At 74.7% G+C, this 21677-nt stretch carries 22 protein-coding genes and 1 pseudogene; 12 read left to right on the forward strand and 11 right to left on the reverse strand.

The window, feature by feature from the left end:
• Positions 1-70 precede the first annotated feature (70 nt).
• From ABT006_RS08845 to ABT006_RS08865, 5 genes and pseudogenes are all read left to right on the forward strand, one after another.
• Positions 71-475, forward strand: coding sequence for a hypothetical protein (locus ABT006_RS08845; RefSeq protein ID WP_350704397.1), 405 nt, complete (start codon positions 71-73; stop codon positions 473-475).
• A 124-nt stretch (positions 476-599) separates the two neighbouring features.
• Positions 600-860: a hypothetical protein gene (locus ABT006_RS08850; protein WP_089000636.1), complete on the forward strand. Its 261-nt coding sequence runs from the start codon at positions 600-602 to the stop codon at positions 858-860.
• A gap of 9 nt (positions 861-869) precedes the next feature.
• Positions 870-1967, forward strand: a pseudogene (locus ABT006_RS08855) (hypothetical protein); the annotation flags it as partial.
• Between the two features lie 163 nt (positions 1968-2130).
• Positions 2131-4794 carry an FtsK/SpoIIIE domain-containing protein gene (locus ABT006_RS08860; protein WP_350704402.1) on the forward strand — a complete coding sequence of 888 codons (2664 nt, stop codon included), beginning with the start codon at positions 2131-2133 and terminating at the stop codon, positions 4792-4794.
• Positions 4791-5456, forward strand: coding sequence for a hypothetical protein (locus ABT006_RS08865; protein ID WP_350704404.1), 666 nt, complete (start codon positions 4791-4793; stop codon positions 5454-5456). Before ABT006_RS08860 ends, ABT006_RS08865 begins: the two co-directional genes overlap by 4 nt.
• A gap of 54 nt (positions 5457-5510) precedes the next feature.
• Here ABT006_RS08865 and ABT006_RS08870 read toward each other — a convergent pair whose 3' ends face one another.
• Both ABT006_RS08870 and ABT006_RS08875 read right to left on the reverse strand, forming a co-directional pair.
• On the reverse strand, positions 5511-6779 hold the full coding sequence (locus tag ABT006_RS08870) for a cupin domain-containing protein (RefSeq protein WP_350704406.1): 1269 nt from the start codon (positions 6777-6779) through the stop codon (positions 5511-5513).
• Between the two features lie 9 nt (positions 6780-6788).
• A complete protein-coding gene (locus ABT006_RS08875; RefSeq protein WP_350704407.1) occupies positions 6789-7136 on the reverse strand; it encodes a hypothetical protein in 348 nt (115 codons plus the stop codon).
• 256 nt (positions 7137-7392) lie between these two features.
• On the opposite strand from ABT006_RS08875, the gene ABT006_RS08880 reads away from it, so the two are divergent.
• Positions 7393-8139: a PIG-L deacetylase family protein gene (locus ABT006_RS08880; protein ID WP_350704409.1), complete on the forward strand. Its 747-nt coding sequence runs from the start codon at positions 7393-7395 to the stop codon at positions 8137-8139.
• Positions 8140-8250: 111 nt separating this feature from the next.
• Here ABT006_RS08880 and ABT006_RS08885 read toward each other — a convergent pair whose 3' ends face one another.
• The 9 genes from ABT006_RS08885 to ABT006_RS08925 all read right to left on the reverse strand — a co-directional run bounded on the left by ABT006_RS08885 (position 8251) and on the right by ABT006_RS08925 (position 16446).
• Positions 8251-8679, reverse strand: a complete 429-nt coding sequence (locus tag ABT006_RS08885; RefSeq protein WP_350704411.1) for a DUF2267 domain-containing protein — start codon at positions 8677-8679, stop codon at positions 8251-8253.
• A 301-nt stretch (positions 8680-8980) separates the two neighbouring features.
• Positions 8981-9853, reverse strand: a complete 873-nt coding sequence (locus ABT006_RS08890; RefSeq protein ID WP_350704413.1) for a DUF72 domain-containing protein — start codon at positions 9851-9853, stop codon at positions 8981-8983.
• Positions 9854-9897: 44 nt separating this feature from the next.
• Positions 9898-10296, reverse strand: a complete 399-nt coding sequence (locus ABT006_RS08895) for a TraR/DksA family transcriptional regulator (protein WP_350704414.1) — start codon at positions 10294-10296, stop codon at positions 9898-9900.
• 161 nt (positions 10297-10457) lie between these two features.
• Positions 10458-11096 carry a nucleoside/nucleotide kinase family protein gene (locus ABT006_RS08900; protein WP_350704416.1) on the reverse strand — a complete coding sequence of 213 codons (639 nt, stop codon included), beginning with the start codon at positions 11094-11096 and terminating at the stop codon, positions 10458-10460.
• Positions 11097-11222: 126 nt separating this feature from the next.
• A complete protein-coding gene (locus tag ABT006_RS08905; protein ID WP_350704418.1) occupies positions 11223-11828 on the reverse strand; it encodes a winged helix-turn-helix domain-containing protein in 606 nt (201 codons plus the stop codon).
• A 375-nt stretch (positions 11829-12203) separates the two neighbouring features.
• Positions 12204-12641, reverse strand: coding sequence for a DUF6463 family protein (locus tag ABT006_RS08910; protein ID WP_350704420.1), 438 nt, complete (start codon positions 12639-12641; stop codon positions 12204-12206).
• Positions 12642-12756: 115 nt separating this feature from the next.
• The gene (locus tag ABT006_RS08915; protein WP_350704422.1) at positions 12757-13914 is read right to left on the reverse strand and encodes a CapA family protein; all 1158 of its coding nucleotides are present in this window, start codon (positions 13912-13914) and stop codon (positions 12757-12759) included.
• 166 nt (positions 13915-14080) lie between these two features.
• Complete coding sequence (locus tag ABT006_RS08920; RefSeq protein WP_350704423.1) at positions 14081-14755, reverse strand: response regulator; 675 nt, start codon at positions 14753-14755, stop codon at positions 14081-14083.
• A complete protein-coding gene (locus tag ABT006_RS08925) occupies positions 14752-16446 on the reverse strand; it encodes a sensor histidine kinase (protein ID WP_350704425.1) in 1695 nt (564 codons plus the stop codon). Before ABT006_RS08925 ends, ABT006_RS08920 begins: the two co-directional genes overlap by 4 nt.
• Before the next feature lie 99 nt (positions 16447-16545).
• On the opposite strand from ABT006_RS08925, the gene ABT006_RS08930 reads away from it, so the two are divergent.
• Genes ABT006_RS08930 through ABT006_RS08955 form a run of 6 tightly spaced genes read left to right on the forward strand, consistent with a single transcriptional unit; the run spans position 16546 to position 21421 of the window.
• Positions 16546-17553 (forward strand): Bug family tripartite tricarboxylate transporter substrate binding protein, encoded by a 1008-nt coding sequence (locus ABT006_RS08930; RefSeq protein WP_350704427.1) that lies wholly within the window; start codon positions 16546-16548, stop codon positions 17551-17553.
• A 5-nt stretch (positions 17554-17558) separates the two neighbouring features.
• A complete protein-coding gene (locus ABT006_RS08935; protein ID WP_350704429.1) occupies positions 17559-18317 on the forward strand; it encodes a tripartite tricarboxylate transporter TctB family protein in 759 nt (252 codons plus the stop codon).
• Positions 18317-19822 (forward strand): tripartite tricarboxylate transporter permease, encoded by a 1506-nt coding sequence (locus ABT006_RS08940; RefSeq protein WP_350704431.1) that lies wholly within the window; start codon positions 18317-18319, stop codon positions 19820-19822. The genes ABT006_RS08935 and ABT006_RS08940 overlap by 1 nt, the downstream gene beginning before the upstream one ends.
• Positions 19819-20211: a universal stress protein gene (locus tag ABT006_RS08945; protein WP_350704433.1), complete on the forward strand. Its 393-nt coding sequence runs from the start codon at positions 19819-19821 to the stop codon at positions 20209-20211. The genes ABT006_RS08940 and ABT006_RS08945 overlap by 4 nt, the downstream gene beginning before the upstream one ends.
• Before the next feature lie 50 nt (positions 20212-20261).
• The gene (locus tag ABT006_RS08950) at positions 20262-21035 is read left to right on the forward strand and encodes an MFS transporter (protein ID WP_350704435.1); all 774 of its coding nucleotides are present in this window, start codon (positions 20262-20264) and stop codon (positions 21033-21035) included.
• A complete protein-coding gene (locus ABT006_RS08955) occupies positions 20942-21421 on the forward strand; it encodes an MFS transporter (RefSeq protein WP_350704637.1) in 480 nt (159 codons plus the stop codon). The genes ABT006_RS08950 and ABT006_RS08955 overlap by 94 nt, the downstream gene beginning before the upstream one ends.
• The last annotated feature ends 256 nt before the right edge of the window (positions 21422-21677 follow it).

Below are 21677 nucleotides of genomic sequence, written 5' to 3' on the forward strand. Positions count from 1 at the left end.
GGGAAGGGCCCCGGTCCGTACACCTGCCGCCGGCGACGTGGCGACGGGGGCGGAGTGGCAGGCTGGCGGCATGGAACCGACGCCGCTGCTGATCGTGGACGCCGCCAACGTGGTGGGTTCCCGCCCGGACGGCTGGTGGCGGGACCGCGCGGGCGCCACCGCCCGGCTGCGCGACTCGCTGGTCCGGGTGGCCGACGACGGGCTGCCCCCGGAGCTGCCGGCCCCGGTGGAGGTGGTGCTCGTGGTGGAGGGCCGGGCGCGGAACGTGCCGAGCGCGGCCGGGGTCCGCGTGGTCGCCGCGGCGGGGTCCGGGGACGACGCCACGGTCGAGCTGGTCGCCGGCGCGCCGGAGCGCCGGCGGCTGGTCGTCACCGCCGACCGTGAGCTGCGGGAACGGGTCGCGGCACTGGGCGCCGAGGTGTACGGCCCGCGCTGGTTGCGGGACCGGACCGAGCCCTCCGGCCAGTCCCGTTAACCGGACTCGCGGCGCTTCCGGTCGACAACCGGTCAGCGGGGCAGGAACACTGACAGGGCGGATGTTCTCCCGCCGCAACCGATAGGCTCTAATGGAGGCCTCCCCGCCCCCAGGAGGTTTCGCCGTGGCGAGCGTCGCCGAGCTCAAGGCAGCCATCGATGTCGCGCTCCAACAGATCGGCGACGGCCAGAGTGCCGTGCAGGCGGCCGGCGAGAAGCTGGCCGAGGCGCAGCAGACACTGGCCGGCGCGCTGGAGGGCAGCGGCCACGAGACGGTCGAGGCGGCCCAGTCCTCGCTGACCCAGGCCAGCCAGGAGCTGGAGGAGTGCCTCGCCGCGACACTCGTCGCGGTCGAGCAGGCGCAGCTCTACGTCGCGACGCTCTGAGGCCGGGCCGTGTCCATCGTCGAGGACATCGGCGCGCAGGTCCGCGCCGCCGCCGAGGACCTGCCGCTCGCCCAGCTCGCCCTGGCGTTGGAGAAGTTCGGGCTGGCCGCCGAGCGGCTGCGCTGGGTGCGCCAGGAGTCGGCCGACCCGATGGGTGTGCCGGAGTTGTCCGCCGCCACCGAGCACGCCGAGACCGTCGGCTACGCGCTGCGCGTCGCGCAGGAGCAGTTGTCGGCGTACCTGGCGGCGATCGGGCTGGGCCCCGACGGCGCGCCGGCGCCCGGGCCGGAGCGGCAGCAACGCCGGCCGGCACACGACGCGCCGCGCGAGGCGGCCCCGGTCGCTCCGGCGCCCGAGCCGCCCGGCGAGGTGAAGCTGCGCCGCTGGTGGTCGGTGCGGGTGGCCGAGCTGACCGGCGGCCGGGAGGGGCCGCCGGACGAGCCCGACGAGCGGGTCGGCGACTCCCGGGAGCTGCTGCGTCGGGTGGTGGGCGGGGTCCGGGCCGGCGACCGGGACCGGCTGCACCGCGAGCTGCGCCGCGCGCACGCCGACGTCGGCCTCGGCCTGGCCGCGCTGGCGCCGCCGCTGCTGCGCGACCTGGCCGGGGAGCTGCTGGGGCACCCGCCGCGCGCCGACGACCTGGGGCGACTGCACCGTGAGCTGGACGGCCGGGTCCGGGACCTGCTGCCCGGGCTGCCCGCGCCGGTGCTGGACACCCTCCTGACCCGGGTCTGCCGGATGCCGCCGCCGCGGCGCGGCGAGGCGGAGCAGCCGCACGCCGCCGATCCCGCGATCACCGCCGGGGTGCTGACCGGCGTGCTGCTGGCCCGGCTCGGCCGGGACCTGCCGGCCGAGGACGAGCGGGACCGGCAGGCCGAGGCCGCCCGGGAGCGGCAGGCCGCCGCCGAGCGGGACCGCCGGGCCGACGCCGCACGCGACCGGGCCGCCGACGCCGAGTGGGGGCGGCGCGCCGCCGACGCGCGGGACCGGGTGGCCGAGGCCCGGAAGCGGGCCGCCGCGGCGTCCGACCGGGCGGCCGCGGCGCAGGAGCGGGCCACCGCGGTACGGGACCGGGCCGCCGCCCGACGGAACGGACCGGCGGACGGCGGACGGGCCGCCCCTGGCGACCGGGCGGCACCGGGCGGACCGGGGACACCCGGCGGGCCGGCGGCCGGCCGGGGCGCGGCGGGCGCCGGTCGCGCCTGGTCGAGCCCGCCGACAGGTCGGCCCGCGTCCGGCGGGGCCGGGGAGCCGCGGTCGCGGGGCGTCGATGGCTGACCGGCGGGCACAGCTGGTCACCCGGGTCCGGGGCATGCTCGGCGAGGCCCTCGGCGCGACCCGGACCCGGCTGTCGACGGCGCAGGCCGAGCTGACCACGGCCCGGGAGCGGCTGGCGAAGGTGCGGCGGGCCGCGGCGGTCGTGCCGGAGCGGGTGGGCGCGCAGCGGGACCGCCGGCTGGCCGACATCGACGACCGGCACGCGGCGCGGATCGCCGAGCTGGCCCGCCGCGCGGCGGACGCCGCGCGGCGGGAGGCCCCCGGCGCCGCGTCCGCCGACTGGGCGCGGTGGCGCCCCACCCCGGCGCGGCGGGCGGAGCCGCCCGGCGCGCTGCGGATCGGCACGGTCCGCATCCCGGGCGCGGAACCGGTGCCGGCGCTGGTGCCGCTGCTGGACGCCGGCCACGTGGAGCTGACCGGGGACGACCGGGACGGCGGCGAGGCGGTGGTGTCGGCGCTGCTGCTGCGCGCCGTCGGCCGGGCCGACCCGGGCGCCGGCCGGCTGATCGGCTACGACCCGGAGCACCTGGGCGGCGGCCTGGCCGGCTTCGCCCCGCTCGGCACCGCCGGGCTGCTCACCTTCGTCGGCCCGGGCGGGCTGGCCCGCCTGCTCGACGACCTGGTGGAGCAGATCCGCCGGATCAACGAGACGGTGCTGGCCGGGGAGCACGGCTCGCTGCGCGAGCTGGCCGCCGCGACCGGCCGCCGGCCGGAGCCGTGGCGGGTGGCGGTGCTGCTCGGCGGGGACGAGCTGTCCCGGCACGAGCGCGGCCAGCTCGACCGGGTGGTGCGCACCGGGGCGGCCTGCGGGGTGCACCTGGTGGTGCGGGGCGTGTCGCTGCCCGACGATCGCACGGTGACCCGGGTGACGGTCGACCCCGACGGCGCGCGGATCGGTGGGCTGCCGGTCAGGTTGGACCCGCCGCCGCCCACGGCCCTGGTCACCGAGACCTGCCGGGACGTGGCGGCGCGGGTGAACGCCGGCCCCGCCCCGACCCCGTTCACCGACCTGCTCCCGCCCCCCGAGCAGATGTGGCGGGAGGATTCGGCGACCGGGCTGACCGCCCCGATCGGCGAGGGGCCGCACGGCCGGCCGGTCCTGCTCACCCTGGGCGACTACCCGCCGCACGCGCTGATCGGCGGCCCGTCCGGCACCGGCAAGACGAACCTGATCTTCGCCTGGATCGGCGCGCTGGCGGCCCGCTACTCCCCCACCGAGTTGGAGTTCTACCTGCTGGACTTCAAGGAGGGGGTCTCCTTCGCCCGGTTCGCCCAGGGCCGGCGCGACCCGAGCTGGCTGCCGCACATGCGGCTCGTCGGGATCAACGTCAACACCGACCGGGAGTTCGGCCTGGCCCTGCTGCGTTTCCTCGCCGAGGAGCTGCGCCGGCGGGCCGACGCCGCGAAGAAGCACGAGGTCACCAAGCTCGCCGAGCTGCGCGCGGTCGACCCGACGGGGCACTGGCCGCGGATCGTCGCGGTGGTCGACGAGTTCCAGATGCTGCTGGCCGGGCGCGACGTCGTCGCCCGGGAGGCCGCCGACCTGCTGGAGGACCTGGCCCGGCGCGGCCGGTCCCAGGGCATCCACCTGGTGCTCGCCTCGCAGGACGTGCGCGGCATCGAGGCGCTCTGGGGGCGGCCGGCCCTGGTCGCCCAGTTCACGCTGCGCATCGCGCTGCCCAAGGCGCTGCGGATCCTCGCCGAACGCAACGACGCCGCCCAGTCGCTGCCCCGCCACCACGCGGTCGTCAACGCCGAGTCGGGCATGGCCGAGGGCAACCAGGTGGCCCGCATCCCGTCGGCCAGCGACTGGGAGACGTGGAGCGAGTTGCAGCACCGGCTGTGGCGCATGCGCCCGCAGGACGCCGCCCCGGCCCGGCTCTTCGACGGCGACGCGATCCCCCGGCTCGCCGACGCGCCGGACTTCCGGGCGCTCACCGCGCCGGAGGCCGGCCATCCGCGGACGCCGGTCGCGCTGCTCGGCGAGATCATCGACGTGCAGGCCCGTTCGGCGGCGCTGCGGCTGCCCCGGGCCCCCGGGCGCAACCTGGCGGTGCTCGGCACGCGGGTGGACGAGGCGTGCGCGGTGCTCGACGCGGCGGCCCGCTCGCTGGCCCGGCAGCACCGCCCCGGCACGGCCCGCTTCTCCATCGCCTGCCTCGACCCGGACGCCGACCCGGCCGCCCGTTCCCTCTACGAGGACCTCGCCGACGACGCCGCCTGGTACGACGAGGAGACCGTCGGGGAGCTGATGGCCGAGACCGCCGAGGGGCTCGGCGCGCCGGGCACCCCGCACTACCTGCTGCTGTTCGCGGTCGACGCGGCGGCCGGGGCGCTGGCGGCGCGGGTCGGCCGGCGTACCGGGCTGGAGGAGCTGCGCCGGATCCTGCACGACGGGCCGGAACGGCGTACGCACGTGCTGGCCTGGTGGCGGGGTGTCGCCCGGATGCGCGCCGACCTGGGCGGGCCGGCAGCGCGGACGGACCAGATCGGCGCCTGGGTGGCGCTGGACGCGCACGGCGGCGAACTGGGCTCGTCGCTCTATCCGGGCACCGGTGGCCCGGACTGGTATCCCCGCCCCTGGCGTGGGCTCTTCTTCGACCGGGCGGTGCACCGCACCGGTCAGGTGATCATCCCCTACGGACCGGCCCGATGAACGAACCGGTGACCAGTGAGACGTACGCGGCGCAGCTGCGGCGGCTGGCCGAGCTGACGGCGCGGGTGCGCGACCAGCGGACCGAGGCGCACACCTGGTACGCGCAGCAGTGTGCCGCCGCCGAACGGGCGGTCGCCGAGGCCGAGGCCGAGGTCGCGCGCGCCGAGCGGGAGCTGGTGGCGGCGCGGGAGTTGCAGGAGCGGGTGGACGCCGAGGTCGCCCACCTGTGGCAGCAGCTGCGCGGCCGGCTCGGCGGGGGCGGCCGTCGGGCGGGCGGGCCCCCGGCCCCGGCGCCGGGCGCCACGGCGGACCCGGTGACGCTGCTGGACGGCGTACGCGACCTGCTGAACCGCACCCGCCAGCCCGGTGACCTGCCGGGCTCGGTGAACCCGCTGCTGGCGCTCTGCGGCGTGGCCGGCGCGGTGGTCGCGTACGCCCTGGGCGGCGTGGCCCGGGCGGCGGGCGACCGGTACGGCGGCGAACTCGCGGTCGGGCTGCCCGTGCTGGCCCTGGTGGTGACCCTGCTGGGCCCGCTGGTCGGCCTGGTGCCGGCGAAGGTCCTGGCCGACCGCCGGCACGCGGTGCTCGGCCCCCGCCCGGTCGCCGTGGTCCTCGGTGCCGGCCTGCTCACCACGGTCCTGCTGCTGACCCTCGCCCGCTGAGCCCGCGCCTGTGGCGTGGGGGTCGGCGGGCACGCCGGGTGCCGGTCCCGCGCGTCAGGCGGGGACGACGACGGCCTCCCGGAGCAGGCGGCGGGCCAGGGTGACCCGGTCGGCGTCGTCGTCGAGGCCCGGCAGGTCGCCGACCCGGGTGGCCTCGCCGGCGAGCAGGGCGCGCACCGCCGGCGCGCACGACGTCGGCAGGGTGATGGTGCGGTCGAAGAGGCACAGCGCCACCCGGTCGCCCTGCGGGGCGAGCTGCCAGCGCAGGCCGGGGCGCGGGGCGAGTCGGGTGTCGGCGTCCAACGCCGCCAGCGCGGCTGCCTGGGCCAGGGGCCGGATCGGCGCCGGCCGGGCGGCCGGCCAGGCGCGCTGGCGCAGCCGGGCGGCCACCGTCGCCGGGTCGGCCCGCAGCAGCCAGTCCCGCAGCGCCTCGACGGTCTCGGTCAGCTCCGGCTCGATCGCGTCCGGGTCGGCCACGTCGGTGCCGAACGGCAGCGTGGCGCGTAGCCGCTGGTCCTCGGCCGCCAGAGCGAGCAGCTCCTCGACCAGGGCGTACCGGGTCAGTGCCCGGACCCCGACGGTCAGGTGCAGCGAGCTGGACTCCTGCGCCTGCGCGCTGTGCAGCCAGCCGCGGGGCAGGTAGAGCGCGTCGCCGGGGCCGAGCACCACGTCGAGCGCGGGCGGCCCGTCGGCGGTGGCGGCGACCTCGTCGGCCCGCCCGCCCCAGGCCTGCTTCTCCAGCGGGTCGGGCAGCACGGGCGGGTGGATCCGCCAGTGCTTGCGGCCGTCGACCTGGAGGACGAAGACGTCGTGGGTGTCGTAGTGGGTGGCGAAGCCCTGGTTGCCGGCGGGGGTCAGGTAGGCGTTGACCTGCAGCGGCTGCCCGACCGCGACGCCGAGGTCACGGGCGAAGTCGATCAGCGCCGGCCAGGTGCGGTGCAGGCCCTGCAGCACCAGGGTGGCGCCGTCGGCGTACAGCTCCAGGACCCGCTCGTCGAGGACCTGGTCGCCGATCTCGGCCCCGGCGCCGCCGCCGCCGGTGAAGCGCGCCGCCGAAACGAGTTGGCCGTCCTTGGCGATGCGCAGGAACGGGGTACGCAGGCCGCGCCGGCTGAGCAGCTCGTCGGCGTCGGCGGGGCTGAGCAGGTCGGCGAACCCGGCGGAGTTGGGCAGCTCGTCGGCGCGGGACAGCAGCGGCGTGCGTCCCCAATGGGCGGCGGCGAACTTCGCCGGCTCGACCGACACGCAGCGGGTCAGCGCGGTCGTGGGTGCGGACGGAACCGCCGGGCGACCGTGGCCGCCCGGCGGGACGATGTGGGTCACGGCGATCCGTCAGGAGGCGCTGCCGTCGGCGCCGCCGTCCTGCTGGCCGGGGGTGGCACCGCCGTCGGCCGGGCCCTCCGCCCCGCCGTCGGCGCCGCCGTCCTGCTGGCCCGGGGTGGCACCACCGTCGGCCGGGCCCTCCGCGCCACGGTCCGCACCCTTGTCCGCGCCACGGTCGGCACCCTTGTCCGCGCCACGGTCGGCACCCTTGTCCGCGCCACGGTCGGCACCCTTGTCCGCGCCACGGTCGGCACTGCCGTCGGCGCCGCCGTCCTGCTGGCCGGGCGTCGCGCCGCCGTCGGCCGGGCCCTCGAGGCCGCCGCCGGTGGTCTGCATGTCGTCGTCGTTGAGTGCCATCGGTGCTCCCTCGGATGTGCCGCCCCGCCGTGCGCCGGGGTCCGTCGTGCAGCGGGTGGTACCCCACGCCCGATCTTCTCTAACCACACCGTAGACGTCCTTTTCAGCTCACACCGGCGGTTCGCCGTGCCGGGTGGGCGGTCAGTTCGGCGGTACAGCAGGACGGGCGAGGCGGCCGTTCACCCGCGGTCGGCGGTGCCGGGCGGCGGGCCGGCACCGGCGGTGTCAGGATGGTCAGGCCGACGAGGAGGTGGCGATGACCGAGGGGCCAGGGCCGCTGGAGCCCGTGACCGAGCAGTGGCAGCGCGCGCTGGCGATCGTGGCGCACCCCGACGACCTGGAGTTCGGCGCCGCCGCCGCGGTCGCGCGCTGGACGGCGCAGGGCAAGCACATCGTCTACTGCCTGGTCACCAGCGGCGAGGCGGGCATCGACGGGATGCCGCCGGCGCGGGCCCGCCAGGTGCGCGAGCAGGAGCAGCGGGCGTCCGCCGCGCTGGTCGGGGTGGACACGGTGGAGTTCCTCGGCCTGCCCGACGGCATCCTGGAGTACGGCGTGCCGCTGCGCCGCGAGCTGGCCGCGGTGGTGCGCCGGCATCGCCCCGAGATCGTCATCACCAACAACTTCCGCGACACCTGGGACGGGGCGTACGCGCTGAACCAGGCCGACCACATCGCCACCGGGCGGGCGGTGCTGGACGCCGTCCGCGACGCCGGCAACCGCTGGATCTTCCCCGAGCAGCTCGCCGACGGCGTCGAACCGTGGGGCGGGGTGCGCCAGGTGTGGGCGGCCTCCTCCCCGCTCGCCGCCCACGGGGTGGACGTCACCGACACCTTCGACCGGGGAGTCGCCTCGCTGCGGGCGCACGACGCGTACCTGGCCGGGCTGGGCGACGGCAGCTTCGACGCCGAGGAGTTCCTCGAGGGACTGGGCCGTCCCGCCGGCGCCCGGCTCGGCGTCCGCTACGGCACCGCCTTCGAGGTCTTCCACTTCGACCTCTGGTAGGGCTGCCACGACGATCCTGCTCGGCACCACGGTCGAGGTGAACGACGCCTCGCCGGAACGCGCGAGCGGCCCGCCCCACGCCGGTGGAGCGAGCCCTCGTCGACGCGCCGGTCAGGGAATCATCCGGGCCATGTCCTTGGGCATGGTGTCCTTCACGTCCTGCCACTCGCCCTGGGTCACGTGCCGGCGCAGGGTGTCCAGCACCACCTGCACCACCCGCTCCGGGCCGCCCTCGACGTCGTACGGAAAGCGCTGCCGGACCTCCAGCAGGAAGTCGTCCCGGTTCAGCTTGACCGGCACGTCCATCGGCTTCCAGCCGTCGAAGTAGATCCCCCGCACCACCACCGGCAACTGCGCGGCGAACTCCACGCTCTCCTGCACCGGCATCCGGTCGCGCAACAGGTGCAGCACCGTGCGCATCGCGCAGTAGGACTGGTTGCGGTGCTCCTTCGGCCAGCCGTAGGCCTGCTCGATGTCCCTCAACATCTCGTTGGTCTTCTGCATCGAGGACTCGATTGCCGACTGCAACTGCTCAGCCATCTCTCCACCCCCGTACGTCGGTCTCCCACCGTCGGTCGTCGTCGCGTCGCGGCGGCCCCACCGGGCCGCGCGGCTGCCGGGTCGGCCTGACCCGGTCGGCGCGCGGCACCCACCGGGCGTCGCCGGACGACCCGACGACGTGCAGCACGGCGCCGCGTCGTCGATCCGGTACCACCCGAACCGTCATCTCCAGCCACCTCCGTGGTGTCGGTTCCGCGGTCGCGTCGACCGCACGCACCGTCCATGCTGCGCGGCGGCAGGGTGAGCGGGCTTCACCCGGACGGGATGAGACCGGGGCGGCTCAGCCGGCGTCGAGCAGCCCGGCGAGAGTGGCGGCGTTGGTCTGCGCATAGTCGCGGTAGCAATTGTTGAGGAGGACGTGGGTCCGCTCGGCGGTGTCGGCCAGCTCGCGCAGCTTCGGCGCCCAGTCGCGCAACTCCCGGTCGGAGTAGCGGTAGCCGAACTTCTCGTGGATGTCCTTGCTGGTCCACTTGTCGCTGTGCCCGTGGAAGCGGACCACCGCCAGGTCCGCGGTGGCGGCCAGCACCGGCGGCACCGACGAGCGGTGCCCCTGCGGCATGTCCACGCAGACGTACGCCAGCCGGTGCTGACGCAGGAAGGCGAGCGTCTCGTCGGCGTTGTCGCCGTCGAACCAGGAGGCGTGCCGGAACTCGTAGACCGGGGGCAGCGGGGCGCAGCGCTTCGCCACCTCCAACAGGTACTGCTTGTTGTCCCGGCGGATGGTGAACCAGGGCGGGAACTGGAACAGCAGCGCGCCGAGCCGGCCCGCCTCGACCAGCGGGTCCAGCGCGCTGAGGAACCGCGTCCAGACCTCCTCGTACGCCTGCGGCGGCAGGTCGTCCGGGTAGAGGTTCTTCTTCTCCGTGTCGGGCCGGAGATCCTTGTAGAGGGCGTTGACCCGGGTCGGGTGCCCGGTGAGCATGCTGAACGCCTTGACGTTGAAGGTGAAGCCGGCCGGGGTGCGCTCGGCCCACAGCCGCGCCGTCCGCTCGGCGGGCGGCGAGTAGTAGGTGGCGTCCACCTCGACGAGCGGGAACTGCCGGGCGTAGTACGCCAGCCGCTTCTCCGGGGTGTCGGCAGTCTGCGGATACCAGCCGGAGTCCAGCAGCGTGCGGTCGGTCCAGGAGGCGGTGCCCACCTTGATCTCGCCCATGGGTGGAGTCCACCGCGTCCCGGACCGACCGGCAACCGCTCGCGTCAGGCCGCCCGGCGCTCCCGGTTCTGCTTGCACTGCACGCAGGTGGTGGCGGAGGGGAAGATCTCCAGCCGCTCGACCGGGATGGCCGCGGAGCAGCCCTCGCAGAAGCCGTAGGTGCCCTCCTCCAGCCTGGTGAGGGCGTGCTCGTACTGGGCGCGGCGGTCGAGGATGGTCCGCAGCAGGGACTGCGCGGTGTCCCGTTCGGCCGTCTTGGTGCCGCTGTCGGCCTGGTCGTCGCCGGCGGTGTCGCCGACCTCCACCAGCCGCAGCACCTGGCTCTGCAGCACCGCCTGCTCGTACTCCGCGGACAGCTCGTCGTAGCGGGCCTGCAGGGAGCGCCGGATCTGGTCGATCTCCGCCTGGGATCGGCCCGTACCGACCTTGTCGTGGACGAGCATCGCTGCCTGCCTTTCTGGGCCTCAAAGTCCGTCGGGGCGCCGGTGCGTGCGCCCGGGCCGTGGTCGTCTGCGCGCGGGTGGATCACCCGTGCTCTGTGAGCCGGCCGAATACCCCGGCCCGCCGACGATCAAACCGGCCACTTTTCCGGACGTCGCGGCGGTCAGGAGGACACCGCGGACTCCACCAGCGCCGGGTGTCGGGGGTCGTCGGCGCGCACCACGACGTCGGCGAACGAGGCCGGGGCCACCTCGTCGGCGTACCGGGCGAAGGCCGGCAGCGTCCACCGCAGCGCCGGGTCGGTGCGCCGGGCCAGGGCCGCCGGGGAGAGCGCCAGGTGGACCGTGACGTCGAAGGGCAGGCCCCCGCCGAGCAGCAGCGCCCCGCTGACCAGCAGGACGCCTCCGGGTGGCAGGTCGACGTACGCGGCGCGGCTGGCCCGGTCGGCGCGGGCGTCCCAGAGCGAGGGCAGCACCCGCCCGGAGCCGTCCGGCCCGGCCGGGTCGAGCACCTCCCGGCGCAGCCCCGCCTCGTCGACCCACCCCTCGTAGTACGCGTCGGGGTTGGTCCGGCCGTGCTCGAGGCGGACGGAGGCGGGGCGGAGGAAGTCGTCGGCGCGCACGTGCAGCACGGGCCGGCCGAGCGCGCGCAGCGGGTCGACCAGCGCGGCGGCCAGCGCGTCCGGGCCGGCGGCGGGCGGGCCGTCGACGCCCACGCGCAGCCGCCCGGCGCTCGCGGTGCCGGCGAGCCGCTCGGTCAGCTCGGTGACCAGCCGGTCCGGGGTGATGGGACGGATGCGCATCCGACCATCGTGCCCCGTGGGCCGGCGGCTCCACCGGCCGGCAGGCTGCGGGGTGGGGCCGGGAGGGCGCCGCCCGGTCGCGACCGGCGCGACTCGCCCCGCGATCGGGCCACTGCGGGCGCGAGGTCAGCCGCTGCGGTCGATGGTGACGCGGGCGTCGTCGGCCAGCCGGTAGCCGACGCCGTAGACGGTGGTGACCAACGGGACGTCGACGCCGACCTTGCCGCGCAGGCGGCGGACGTGCACGTCGACCGTGCGCACCCCGGCGTGCTCGTAGCCCCACACCGCGTTGAGCAGCTGCAACCGGGTGAACACCCGGCGGGGGTGGGCGACCAGGTGCAGCAGCAGGTCGAACTCCAGCCGGGTCAGCGGCAACGGCTCGCCGTCGCGCAGCACGGAGCGGGACGAGGCGAGGATGTGCAGGGCGGGGATCGTGGGGGCGGCGGCCGGGCGGGCCGGCGACCGGCCGGCCGGCACGGCGTCGGGCCGACGCTCCACGGTGGCGGCCGTGATGGTGCCCTCGCCTCGTTCGAGCATCTCCCGGGCGGCCTCCAGCAGCCGACGGGCGGGTGGGGTCAGCGACTCCTCGCAGGCCAGCGGGATGTTCAGCGTCACCGTGAGCATCGGGGCGGCCGTGTTGGCGGGGCGGCGCTGGCCGCCGGGGGGCCGACCGGGAACAGCGGGCTGGGACGTATGCCATCCGGCGCGCGACGAGGCGGGGCTGACCGACATGGTCCTCCTTGGCTGGTCCGGGTATCTCCCCACGGCCCGGGACGCCGCTTCATCGATGCTTCCCGGCGCCCGTGCGAGGGTCAAGGGGCGGCTACGTTGCATGAATGTGACAATTGACGAACGCATCGGAGCCGAATGCTCGCTCTGCGTACGAAGCCTGATGATTACAGCAGAGCCGCCGGGTTGACCCGATACGGGGGGTACCCGTCCGGTTCACGTCCGTCGAGGTGGCATGCCCCGGCACGGGTGAACCTGGCTCACCTCGGCACCGCATGGCGGTCGGGCACGCTCCCACGGAAGGCGTGACGAAGCGGCGACATGCACGGAGACGCTGCCCAGGTGGTCACGAACCGGCGGCTGCCGTACTGGCGGCGATCAGCGCTGTGGCCGCGCGGCCTCCTCCCGCCCGACCGCCGGCCCCGTTACGCCACGCCCGGCGCCCCCGCGGCGGGCCAGCAGGTCTTCGGCGATGAGCAGCCCGGCCGGGATGAGGCCCAGCAGGAAGCCGCTGGGACCGACGAGCAGTGCGCATCCGGCCGCCCATCCGGCCACTGTCCAGCCGACGTAAGCCGGCGCGCACTCGCCGCGCCGCCCCAGCCGCGCCAGCAGGAGGCCGAACAGGACCAGCGGGACGACGAAGCCCCCGGGCAGCGCCCAGAACACGGACAGGGACGCGTCACCGCCTTCGCCCGAGCGCAGTCCGCCGGTGAGCCACTCGCTCCAGTACGGGTGGGGCAGGAAGACCACGGTGTGCAGGACGCCGATGGCCGCCATCGACCATCCGGCGCCGATCGTCAATTTTTTCTTGATCATGCCCCTAGCATCCGCCTCCTGCCCGGGGCCGCGCCTCCCCGATGAGGGTGGCCCCCTCCCCCGCAGGAGGGAACATCCGCACGGGCGCGTGAAAGGGGACGTGAATCCGTCTCGATCATTGGTGCGGCATCCGCAGCCCGGCGGAGAAGGCATCCCGCAGGTCGACGTATCCGTTGATCCGCCGTGCGATCGCGGCGTAGTGCGCCCGACGCGGGGCGGGCACCTTCGGGTCACTCAGCGCGGCGGTCAGGTCGACGACGCGGGCCCGCGGTCGGTACTCCATCCAGGTCGGCAGCACGGTCACGCCGGTGACCTCCCACCCACCGGACGGGGTGCGGGTGAAGGTGAACTCCGGCACGACCGCGTCCTGAGTGTTTTCCGCCGAACCGTCACCGAACCGGGTGGTCAGGTTTCCCATGCCGTAGGCGACCCATTTTGCGCCGACCTTCTCGAAGGGCTGCACCACGTGCGCATGGTGGCCGACGATCAGGTCGATGTCGGGCGAGGAGAGCAGCCGGCTCGCGAGGTCGACCTGGTCGGCGTTCGGTTCGTTCTGGTACTCCGTGCCCCAGTGCATCGACAGGATGACGATCTCCGCGCCGGCGACGCGGGCCCGCCGCGCTTCGGCGAGGATGGCGTCCGCGTCGATCAGGTTGGCCGCCCAGGGTCGTCCCGGTGGCAGCGGGATGTCGTTGAAGCTCAGGGTGTACGAGAGGTGTCCGATCCTGACGCCGCCCACGTCCATGACATTCGGCCGTTGGCTCTCCGCCGCGCTCCGGGCCGTGCCCGTGTGCCGCAGGCCCACCCGGTCGAGGTTGTCGAGAGTACGGGCGATGCCCTCGACCCCGGTGTCCAGAGAGTGGTTGGAGGCGGTGGAACAGGTGTCGAAGCCCGCCCATGCGGCGGCGTCGGCCAGTGCGGGGGGCACGCTGAAGTTCGGCCAGCCGGTGAACGGGCCGGTGGGCTCGGCCAGGGGCGTCTCCATGTGGCAGATGGCCAGATCGGCGGCGCTCACGCGGGCGCGGACCGCGGCGAGCACCTGCGTGAAGTCGTGGCCGTCGCGTCCTGCTCGGCGCGCATCGGCGGCTGCCTGCTCGGTGAGCGCGGGGTGCACGAGCAGGTCACCGGCCGCCACCACGGTGAGGGTGTTTCGGGGTCCGGGGCTGGTGGCGGCGGCGCTGGGCGGTTCGCTTGTCGTCTCCCTCTCCGGCGCGTCGCAGCCGGACGCCAGAGCAGCGATCACCAGCAGCACCACAGCCGATATTCTTCTCATTCAGCACATAATGCCGATGCTCCGGACAGCGGGTTGGGGAGAGAGGAAAACGTCCTTCCCAGGGAGGAAGGGCCAGATGCCGGCATCGTCCTGGGACGGTCGCGGCGAGCACGGCCGGGCGCCTCCCCGGGGGTGCCAGGCGCCTGCGGAGTCGAGCCGTCGGCGGTCAGGAAACCCAGACGTAGCGACGCTCCGGGCGGCCGGCGGAGCCGTACCGGAGACTGACCTCCGCCCGTCCCGTGTCGGCGAAGTGTTCCAGGTAGCGACGGGCGCTGACCCGGGAGATGCCCACCGCGTTGGCGCACTCGGCGGCGGAGAGCGTCCCGGAGTGCCCCCGCAGGGCGCGCTCCACCAGCTCGGCGGTCTCCGCGCTGAGGCCCCGGGGCAGCGCGGAGGTGGCGATGTGCGCGCCGCTGCGGGACAGCACCCGGTCCACGTCGGTCTGGTCGCTGACCACGGTGGCGCGCAGCGAGTTGCGCCGGGCGGCGTACTGCTCCAGCCGGGTCCGCAGCTCGTCGAAGCCGAACGGCTTGAGCAGGTAGTTGACCGCGCCGTAACGGACGGCCCGACGCACCGCCTCGGCCTCCCGGGCCGCGCTGATCACCAGCACGTCGCAGTCGTGCCGGGCGGCCCGCAGCCGGGTCACCACATCCAGGCCGAACATGTCCGGCAGGTAGAGGTCGAGCAGCACCAGGTCGGGGCGGAACTCGTCGACGGCGGCGACCGCCTCCTCGCCCGTGCTGGCCGTGCCCACCACCCGGAAGCCGTCGATACGCTCGACGAAGCCGCGGTGGATCCGGGCCACCATGAAGTCGTCGTCGACCACCAGTACGTCGATCACCGGCTCGCCTCCACTGCCCCGGTCACCGACATCCGGGCCGTGAACATCGCACCCTCCTCGGTGTTCGTCACCGCCACCTCGCCGCCACGACGGTGGCAGACCAGCCGGGTGAGCGCCAGCCCGATGCCGCGTTCGCCACCGCGCGCCGCCTTGGTGGTGAACCCGTGCGTGAAGACCTCCTGGGCCAGTTGCGGGGCCACCCCCGGGCCGGAGTCACGGACCACGATCTCCACCGAGGAGGCGTCCTGACGTAGCTCGACCTCCACCCAGGCCGGCCCGTCCGGGACGTCACCGCCGTCCGCTCCAGCGCCGTCCGGGCTGCCCGGCGGCACCGGCGTCCGGCTCTCCCGGCCGCCTGCCACGGCCTCCACGGCGTTGTCGACCAGGTTGCCCAGGACCGTCGCGACGTCCGCGGCGACCGCCGGCTCCAACCGGTCCAGGCCGGTCCGCTCGGAGATCCGCAGCTCCACCCGGCGCTCGGCGGCCAGCGCCGACTTCGCCATCAGCAGGGCCGCCACCGCCGTGTCCTGGATCCGGCTGGTGACGGTGAGGTCGAGGGAGGCCCGGTGCCGGCTCAGCGCGTCGACGTACCGGACCACCTCGTCGTGCTCGCCGATCTGGATCAGCCCGGAGATGGTGTGCAGCTGGTTGGCGAACTCGTGGGTCTGGGCGCGCAGCAGCTCGGTGGTGCTGCGGAAGGAACCGATCTCCTGCTCCAGGCGGGCCAGTTCGGTGCGGTCCCGCAGGGTGGTCACCGAACCGAGCCGACGGCCGTCCTTGCTGACCGTCATCCGGTTCATCACCAGCACCCGGCCGGCGCGCACCACCACCTCGTCCCGGGCCTGCGGCTCGTGGTCGGCGCCGGCCAGCACGTCCCGCAGCCGGCCGGAGATCCTCAGCTCGGCGAGGGTCCGGCCGAGGCAGTGCTCGGGCAGGTCGAGCAGCCGCCGGCCGACCGCGTTGACCAGGGTGACTCGCTGCTGCGGGTCCAGCGCGATCACCCCCTCGGCGATGCCGTGCAGCAGCGCCTCCCGGTGCTCGGCCAGGCCGGCGATCTCCCGGGGCTCCAGGCCCAGGGTCTGCCGCTTGATCCGGCGGGCCAGGAGCCAGGAGCCGACGACCCCGAGCAGACTGGCGATGCCCAGGTAGGTGAAGAGGTACGACGAGGCGCCCACCAGGCGCTGGGACCATCCGGGCGACGCCTCCCCGATCATCACCACGCCGAGATGCCGCCCGAGGTTGTCCTTGCGGTCGCCGAGCACCGGCACCTGGGCGACCAGCTCCCGCGAGTCGCCGACCGCCAGCTCGCCGGACCAGCTCCGGCCCCGTGCCACCTCGGGGTCGCCGAGCACGAGCGGGCTCCCCACCAGCGTCGGGTCGGTGGAGCTGACCACCCGGCCCCGGGCGTCGGCCACGGTCACCGAGGTCACCCCGGACTGGGTCAGCGCGTTCTGCACCAGCGGGGCGACGAGTTCCGCCGGCGCCGGCTGGTTGATCCGCTCGCGCAGCAGCCGGTTGCCGGCGAGCTGCTCGCCGAGGGCGGCCACCCGCCGCCCCTCCACCCGGTTGAAGGTGGCGGCGGACTGGGCCAGCGAGACGGCGGCCACCGCCACCAGCACGACCACGATGATCGCGAGCTGGAGCACGAGCAACTGCCCGGCCAACGTACGGCGGGGGGTGACCGTGACCACAAAGACCTCAACTTCCGCTGGTGACAGAACGCAGACGTAGGGTTCGCCCGGGGGCCATCATCTTGCCGCCGGACTCCTTCGAAACGGAAGAGAAACATGATGGCAACTCGGAGAAAACTGCTGGTCATGGGCGTCGCGGCCGCCACGGCGCTGGCGCTGGGCGCCTGCGGCGCCACCGCGGACAAGAACGAGGGCGGGTCCGGCGGCGACAGCGGACCCGCGACCGGACTGCGGATCATGGTGCCGAACACCCCCGGCGGCGGGTACGACACCACCGCTCGCACCGCGGCCAAGGTGATGGAGGACGCCAAGATCGCCACCGGGGTGCAGGTCTTCAACCTGCCGGGCGCGGGCGGCACCGTCGGTCTGCAGCGCATGGTGAACGAGAAGGGCAACGGCAAGCTCGCCATGCAGATGGGGCTGGGCGTGGTGGGTGCCTCGTACACCTCGAAGTCGTCGGCGACGCTCACCCAGACCACCCCGCTGGCCAAGATGATCGAGGAGGCCGGCGCCATCGTGGTGCCGAAGGACTCGCCGTACAAGACCATCGGCGACCTCGTCGCGGCGTGGAAGGCCAACCCCAAAGGCATCGCGGTCGGCGGCGGCTCGTCCCCCGGCGGCCCGGACCACCTGCTGCCGATGCAGCTCGCCAAGGCCGTCGGCATCGACCCCCGCCAGGTCAACTTCGTCTCGTACGACGGCGGCGGCGAGCTGCTGCCGGCCGTGCTCGGCGGCAAGGTCGCCTTCGGCGCCAGCGGCTTCGGCGAGTTCCTCGACCAGGTCGAGGCCGGTCAGATCCGGGTCCTCGCGGTCACCAGCGCGGCCCCGATCGACGCGCTCAAGGACGTGCCGACGCTGAAGTCGTCCGGCATCGACCTCGTCTTCACCAACTGGCGGGGCATCGTCGCGCCGCCCGGCATCAGCGACGCCGACAAGAAGGTCTGGATCGACGCGCTGACGAAGATGCACGAGTCGGACGAGTGGAAGGCCGAGCTGACCAAGCGGGGCTGGACCGACGCCTTCGTCACCGGCGACCAGTTCGCCACCTTCCTCACCGAGCAGGACAAGTCGGTGGCGGACCTGCTCGCGCAGCTCGGACTGGCATGACCGGCATGACCACCCGACCGGAGCGGGGCGGCGACCCGCCGTCCCGCCCGGGCGCCACCGACGGACCGGTCACCGCGCCGGTGCCGGGCCAGCCGACCGGTCCGGACCCGGTCACGTCGGGCGGGACGCCGACGGTTCCCGGCCCGGACGTGGCGCCCGTGCCCGCGGCGGGACGGCCGGGCGCGGCGCGTACGCCGGTCGGGCCGGCGGAGCCCTCGGCCGTGCCGGGCGGCCCCGCCCCGACCGACGCGGAGGTCGGGGCGGAACCGGCGGCGACGCCCCGTCGCGACCGGGCCCAGTACGCCGTCTGCGCCTTCCTCGCCCTCGTCGGCGCGCTGGTCCTCGTCGACGCTGCCCGCACCGGGCACGCGATCAGCACCGCCGACCCGATCGGCCCGAAGCCGGTGCCGATCCTGCTCGGGGTGCTGCTGCTGATCGTCGCCGCGATCTACGCGGTGGACGTGGCCCGTGGCGGCGCGGGGGAGCCAGAGGCCGGCGAGGACGTCGACCTGACCACCCCGATCGACTGGCGGACGGTGCTGCTGCTCATCGGCGCGTTCGGAGTCAACGCGGTGCTCATCGACCGGCTGGGCTGGGTGATCAGCGGGACGCTGCTGTTCTGGGGTTCGGCGTTCGCGCTGGGCAACCGGCACCACGTGCGCAACCTGCTGATCTCCGTCGCGCTGTCGTTGATCACCTTCTACACGTTCGCCATCGGGCTCGGCGTGAACCTGCCCGCGGGTGTGCTGCAAGGGATCCTCTGATGGACAACCTCGGAAACCTGCTCGACGGGTTCGCCAACGTGGTGACCCCGATGAACCTGCTGATCGCGCTGCTCGGGGTCACCATCGGCACCGCCGTCGGCGTGCTGCCCGGGATCGGCCCGGCGATGACGGTGGCGCTGCTGCTGCCGGTCACCTACGGGATGGAGCCCACCCAGGCGTTCATCATGTTCGCCGGCATCTTCTACGGCGGCATGTACGGCGGTTCGACCACCTCGATCCTGTTGAACACCCCGGGCGAGTCGTCCTCGGTGATCACCGCGATCGAGGGCAACAAGATGGCGAAGGCGGGCCGGGCCGCGCAGGCTCTCGCCACCGCCGCGATCGGCTCGTTCGTCGCCGGGACCATCGCCACCCTGCTGCTGGTGGTGGTGACCCCGCCGGTCGTGCAGTTCGCGATCAGCCTCGGCGCGCCCGACTACTTCGCGCTGATGCTGCTGTCGTTCGTGGCGGTCACCGCGGTGCTCGGCGCGTCCCGGGTACGCGGCTTCGCCTCGCTGCTGATCGGCCTGGTCATCGGCACGATCGGGATCGACGCGGTGAGCGGCCAGCAGCGGCTCACCCTGGGCATCCCGCAACTCGCCGACGGCATCGACGTGGTGGTGGTGGCGGTCGGCATCTTCGCCGTCGGCGAGGCGCTCTGGATCGCCGCGCACCTTCGCCGCCGCGCCGCCGAGGTGATCCCGGTCGGGCGGCCGTGGATGGGGAAGCAGGACTGGAAACGGTCCTGGAAGCCGTGGCTGCGCGGCACCGCGTACGGGTTCCCGTTCGGCGCGCTGCCGGCCGGCGGGGCGGAGATCCCGACGTTCCTGTCGTACGCCACGGAGAAGAAGCTGACGAGGCACCCGGAGGAGTTCGGCCGGGGCGCGATCGAGGGCGTTGCCGGGCCGGAGGCGGCCAACAACGCCTCCGCGGCCGGCACGCTGGTGCCGATGCTGGCCATCGGCCTGCCCACCAACGCCACCGCCGCGGTGATGCTGGCCGCCTTCCAGCAGTACGGCATCCAGCCGGGCCCGCTGCTCTTCGAGCGGGAGTCGGGCCTGGTGTGGACGTTGATCGCCAGCCTCTTCGTGGGCAACCTGCTGCTGCTGGTGCTCAACCTGCCGCTCGCGCCCGCCTGGGCGCGGCTGCTGCGGATCCCCCGCCCGTACCTCTACGCCGGGATCCTCTTCTTCGCCTCGATGGGCGCCTACGCCGTCAACGCCCAGCCGTTCGACCTGTTCCTGCTGCTCACCCTCGGCCTGCTCGGCTTCGGCATGCGTCGCTTCGGGCTGCCGATCCTGCCGCTGATCGTCGGGGTGATCCTCGGCCCGCGCGCCGAGTTGCAGGGCCGGCGGGCGTTGCAGCTCTCCGGCGGCGAGCTGCACGGCCTCGTCGGCGGCTGGGTGTCCTGGACGATCTACGCCGTGGTCCTGGTGGTGCTGCTCTGGCCGGTGCTCGGCCGCTTCGTCGTTCGACCTGTTCGGGAAAGGCTGGTGGTCCGATGACGGTGCTGGTGGGGTACGTCCCCTCGGCCCTGGGTGAGGCGGCCCTGCGGGCCGCCGTGGAGCAGGCCCGGTTCCGCGACGAGCCGGTGCTGGTGGTGAACACGTCGCGCGGCGACGCCTACGTCGACCCGCGCTTCGCCCAGGAGGACGACCTGGCCCGGGTGGTGCGGGAGTTGACCGCCGAGGGGGTGCCGCACACCGTCCGCCAGCTGATGCGCGGGCGGGACGCGGCCGAGGAGATCGCGGAGATCGTCGACACGGAGGAGATCTCGCTGGTGGTGATCGGCATCCGGCACCGCACCCCGGTGGGCAAGCTGATCATGGGTTCGACCGCACAGGAGATCCTGCTGCGGGTGCCCTGCCCGGTGCTCGCGGTGAAGGCCGACTGAGTGGAGTGCCCACCACCGTTCACGGGGACCCCGGGCTGACCGGGGTCCCCGTGCGTACCCAGACGGGTCTGCTGCTCGCCCACACCGTCGCGGTGCAGGCGGTCACCTTCATGCTGCGCCCGGCGTCCGCGTACCAGGCGCTGGACCTGGACGTGCCGGCGGCCTGGCTCGGCGTGCTCGGGGCCAGCTTCGCCGTCGTGCCGCTGGTGCTCGCGGTCCCCTCCGGCCACGCGGTCGACCGGTTCGGCGAACGCCGGATCGTGCTGGCCGGCTCGGGTCTGCTCGCCGCCGCCGGCGCCTGCTTCGTGCTGTTCGCCGACTCGGTCGCCGGCCTGGTCGTGGCCAGCATGGTCCTCGGCACCGGCCACCTCTTCGCGGTGGTCGGCCAGCAGGCGCTGGTCGCCAACCGCACCGCGGCGGACCGGTACGACACGGCGTTCGGCTACTACACCTTCGCCGCCTCGCTCGGCCAGGCGTTCGGTCCCGGCCTCATCGTGGCCTTCGGCGGTGACCGCCCGATCCGGACACCGGGGCGATCTTCCTCGGCGCCACCGCGCTCGCCCTGCCCCTGCTGGTCGTCGCCGCGTTCCTCCGCCCGTCGGCGCACCACCGGCAGGCGGCGGGGCCGGCCGCCGGCGGGTTGGGCGACCTGCTCCGGCAGCCGGGACTGGTGCGTGCCCTCGCGGTCAGTTGCGTCGTCCTGGCGGCGGTCGACATCACCCTGGTCTACCTGCCCGCCCTCGGCGCCGAGCGGGGCATCGCCGCCGGCACCATCGGCGTGCTGCTGGGGATACGGGCGGTCGCGTCGATGGCCTCGCGGCTGATGCTCGGCCGGCTGGTCGCCGCCGTCGGCCGGCGCCGGCTGCTCGTCGGCACCGTCGCGATCTCCGCCGCCGGTCTCGGTCTGCTGCTGCCGCCCCTGCCGCTGTGGGCGATGGCCGTGGTGGTCACGGTCTCGGGGTTGGGCCTGGGCGCCGGGCAACCGCTGACCATGTCGTTCCTGGCCGAGGCCGCGCCGCCGGGGCTGCGCGGCCGGGCGATGTCCCTGCGCCTCACCGGCAACCGGCTCGGCCAGGTGCTCATCCCGAGCGCCGCCGGTGCGCTCGCCGCCGGCGCCGGGGCGGCGGGCGTGCTCGCCTGCACCGCCGCCGGCCTGGCCGGCGCGGCCGTCGCCGCGACCGGCCTGCCCCGGCCACCCCCGGCAACCTGAGCGCGGCCCTCGCTCGCCGGATGGGGAACTGGACCTGACGTGGACACCTGGACGACCACCGCCGGCGCGAACGCCAACGCACCACTCGGTCGCTTCCAAGATCACGAACACGTAAACGTCCTTCCCGGACACATCGACGATGGTTACAGTCTCCGCCGTGAGGATTCCCTGGACTCCACGCGCGTTGCCGACGGCGGCAGCTGAGGTTGCCGCCACGTCGGCCGCCCGCGCATGTCACCGCTGAACGCGACCCCTC

Source organism: Micromonospora sp. NPDC002717 (assembly GCF_040295705.1).
In the GTDB taxonomy this organism is placed as follows: domain Bacteria; phylum Actinomycetota; class Actinomycetes; order Mycobacteriales; family Micromonosporaceae; genus Micromonospora.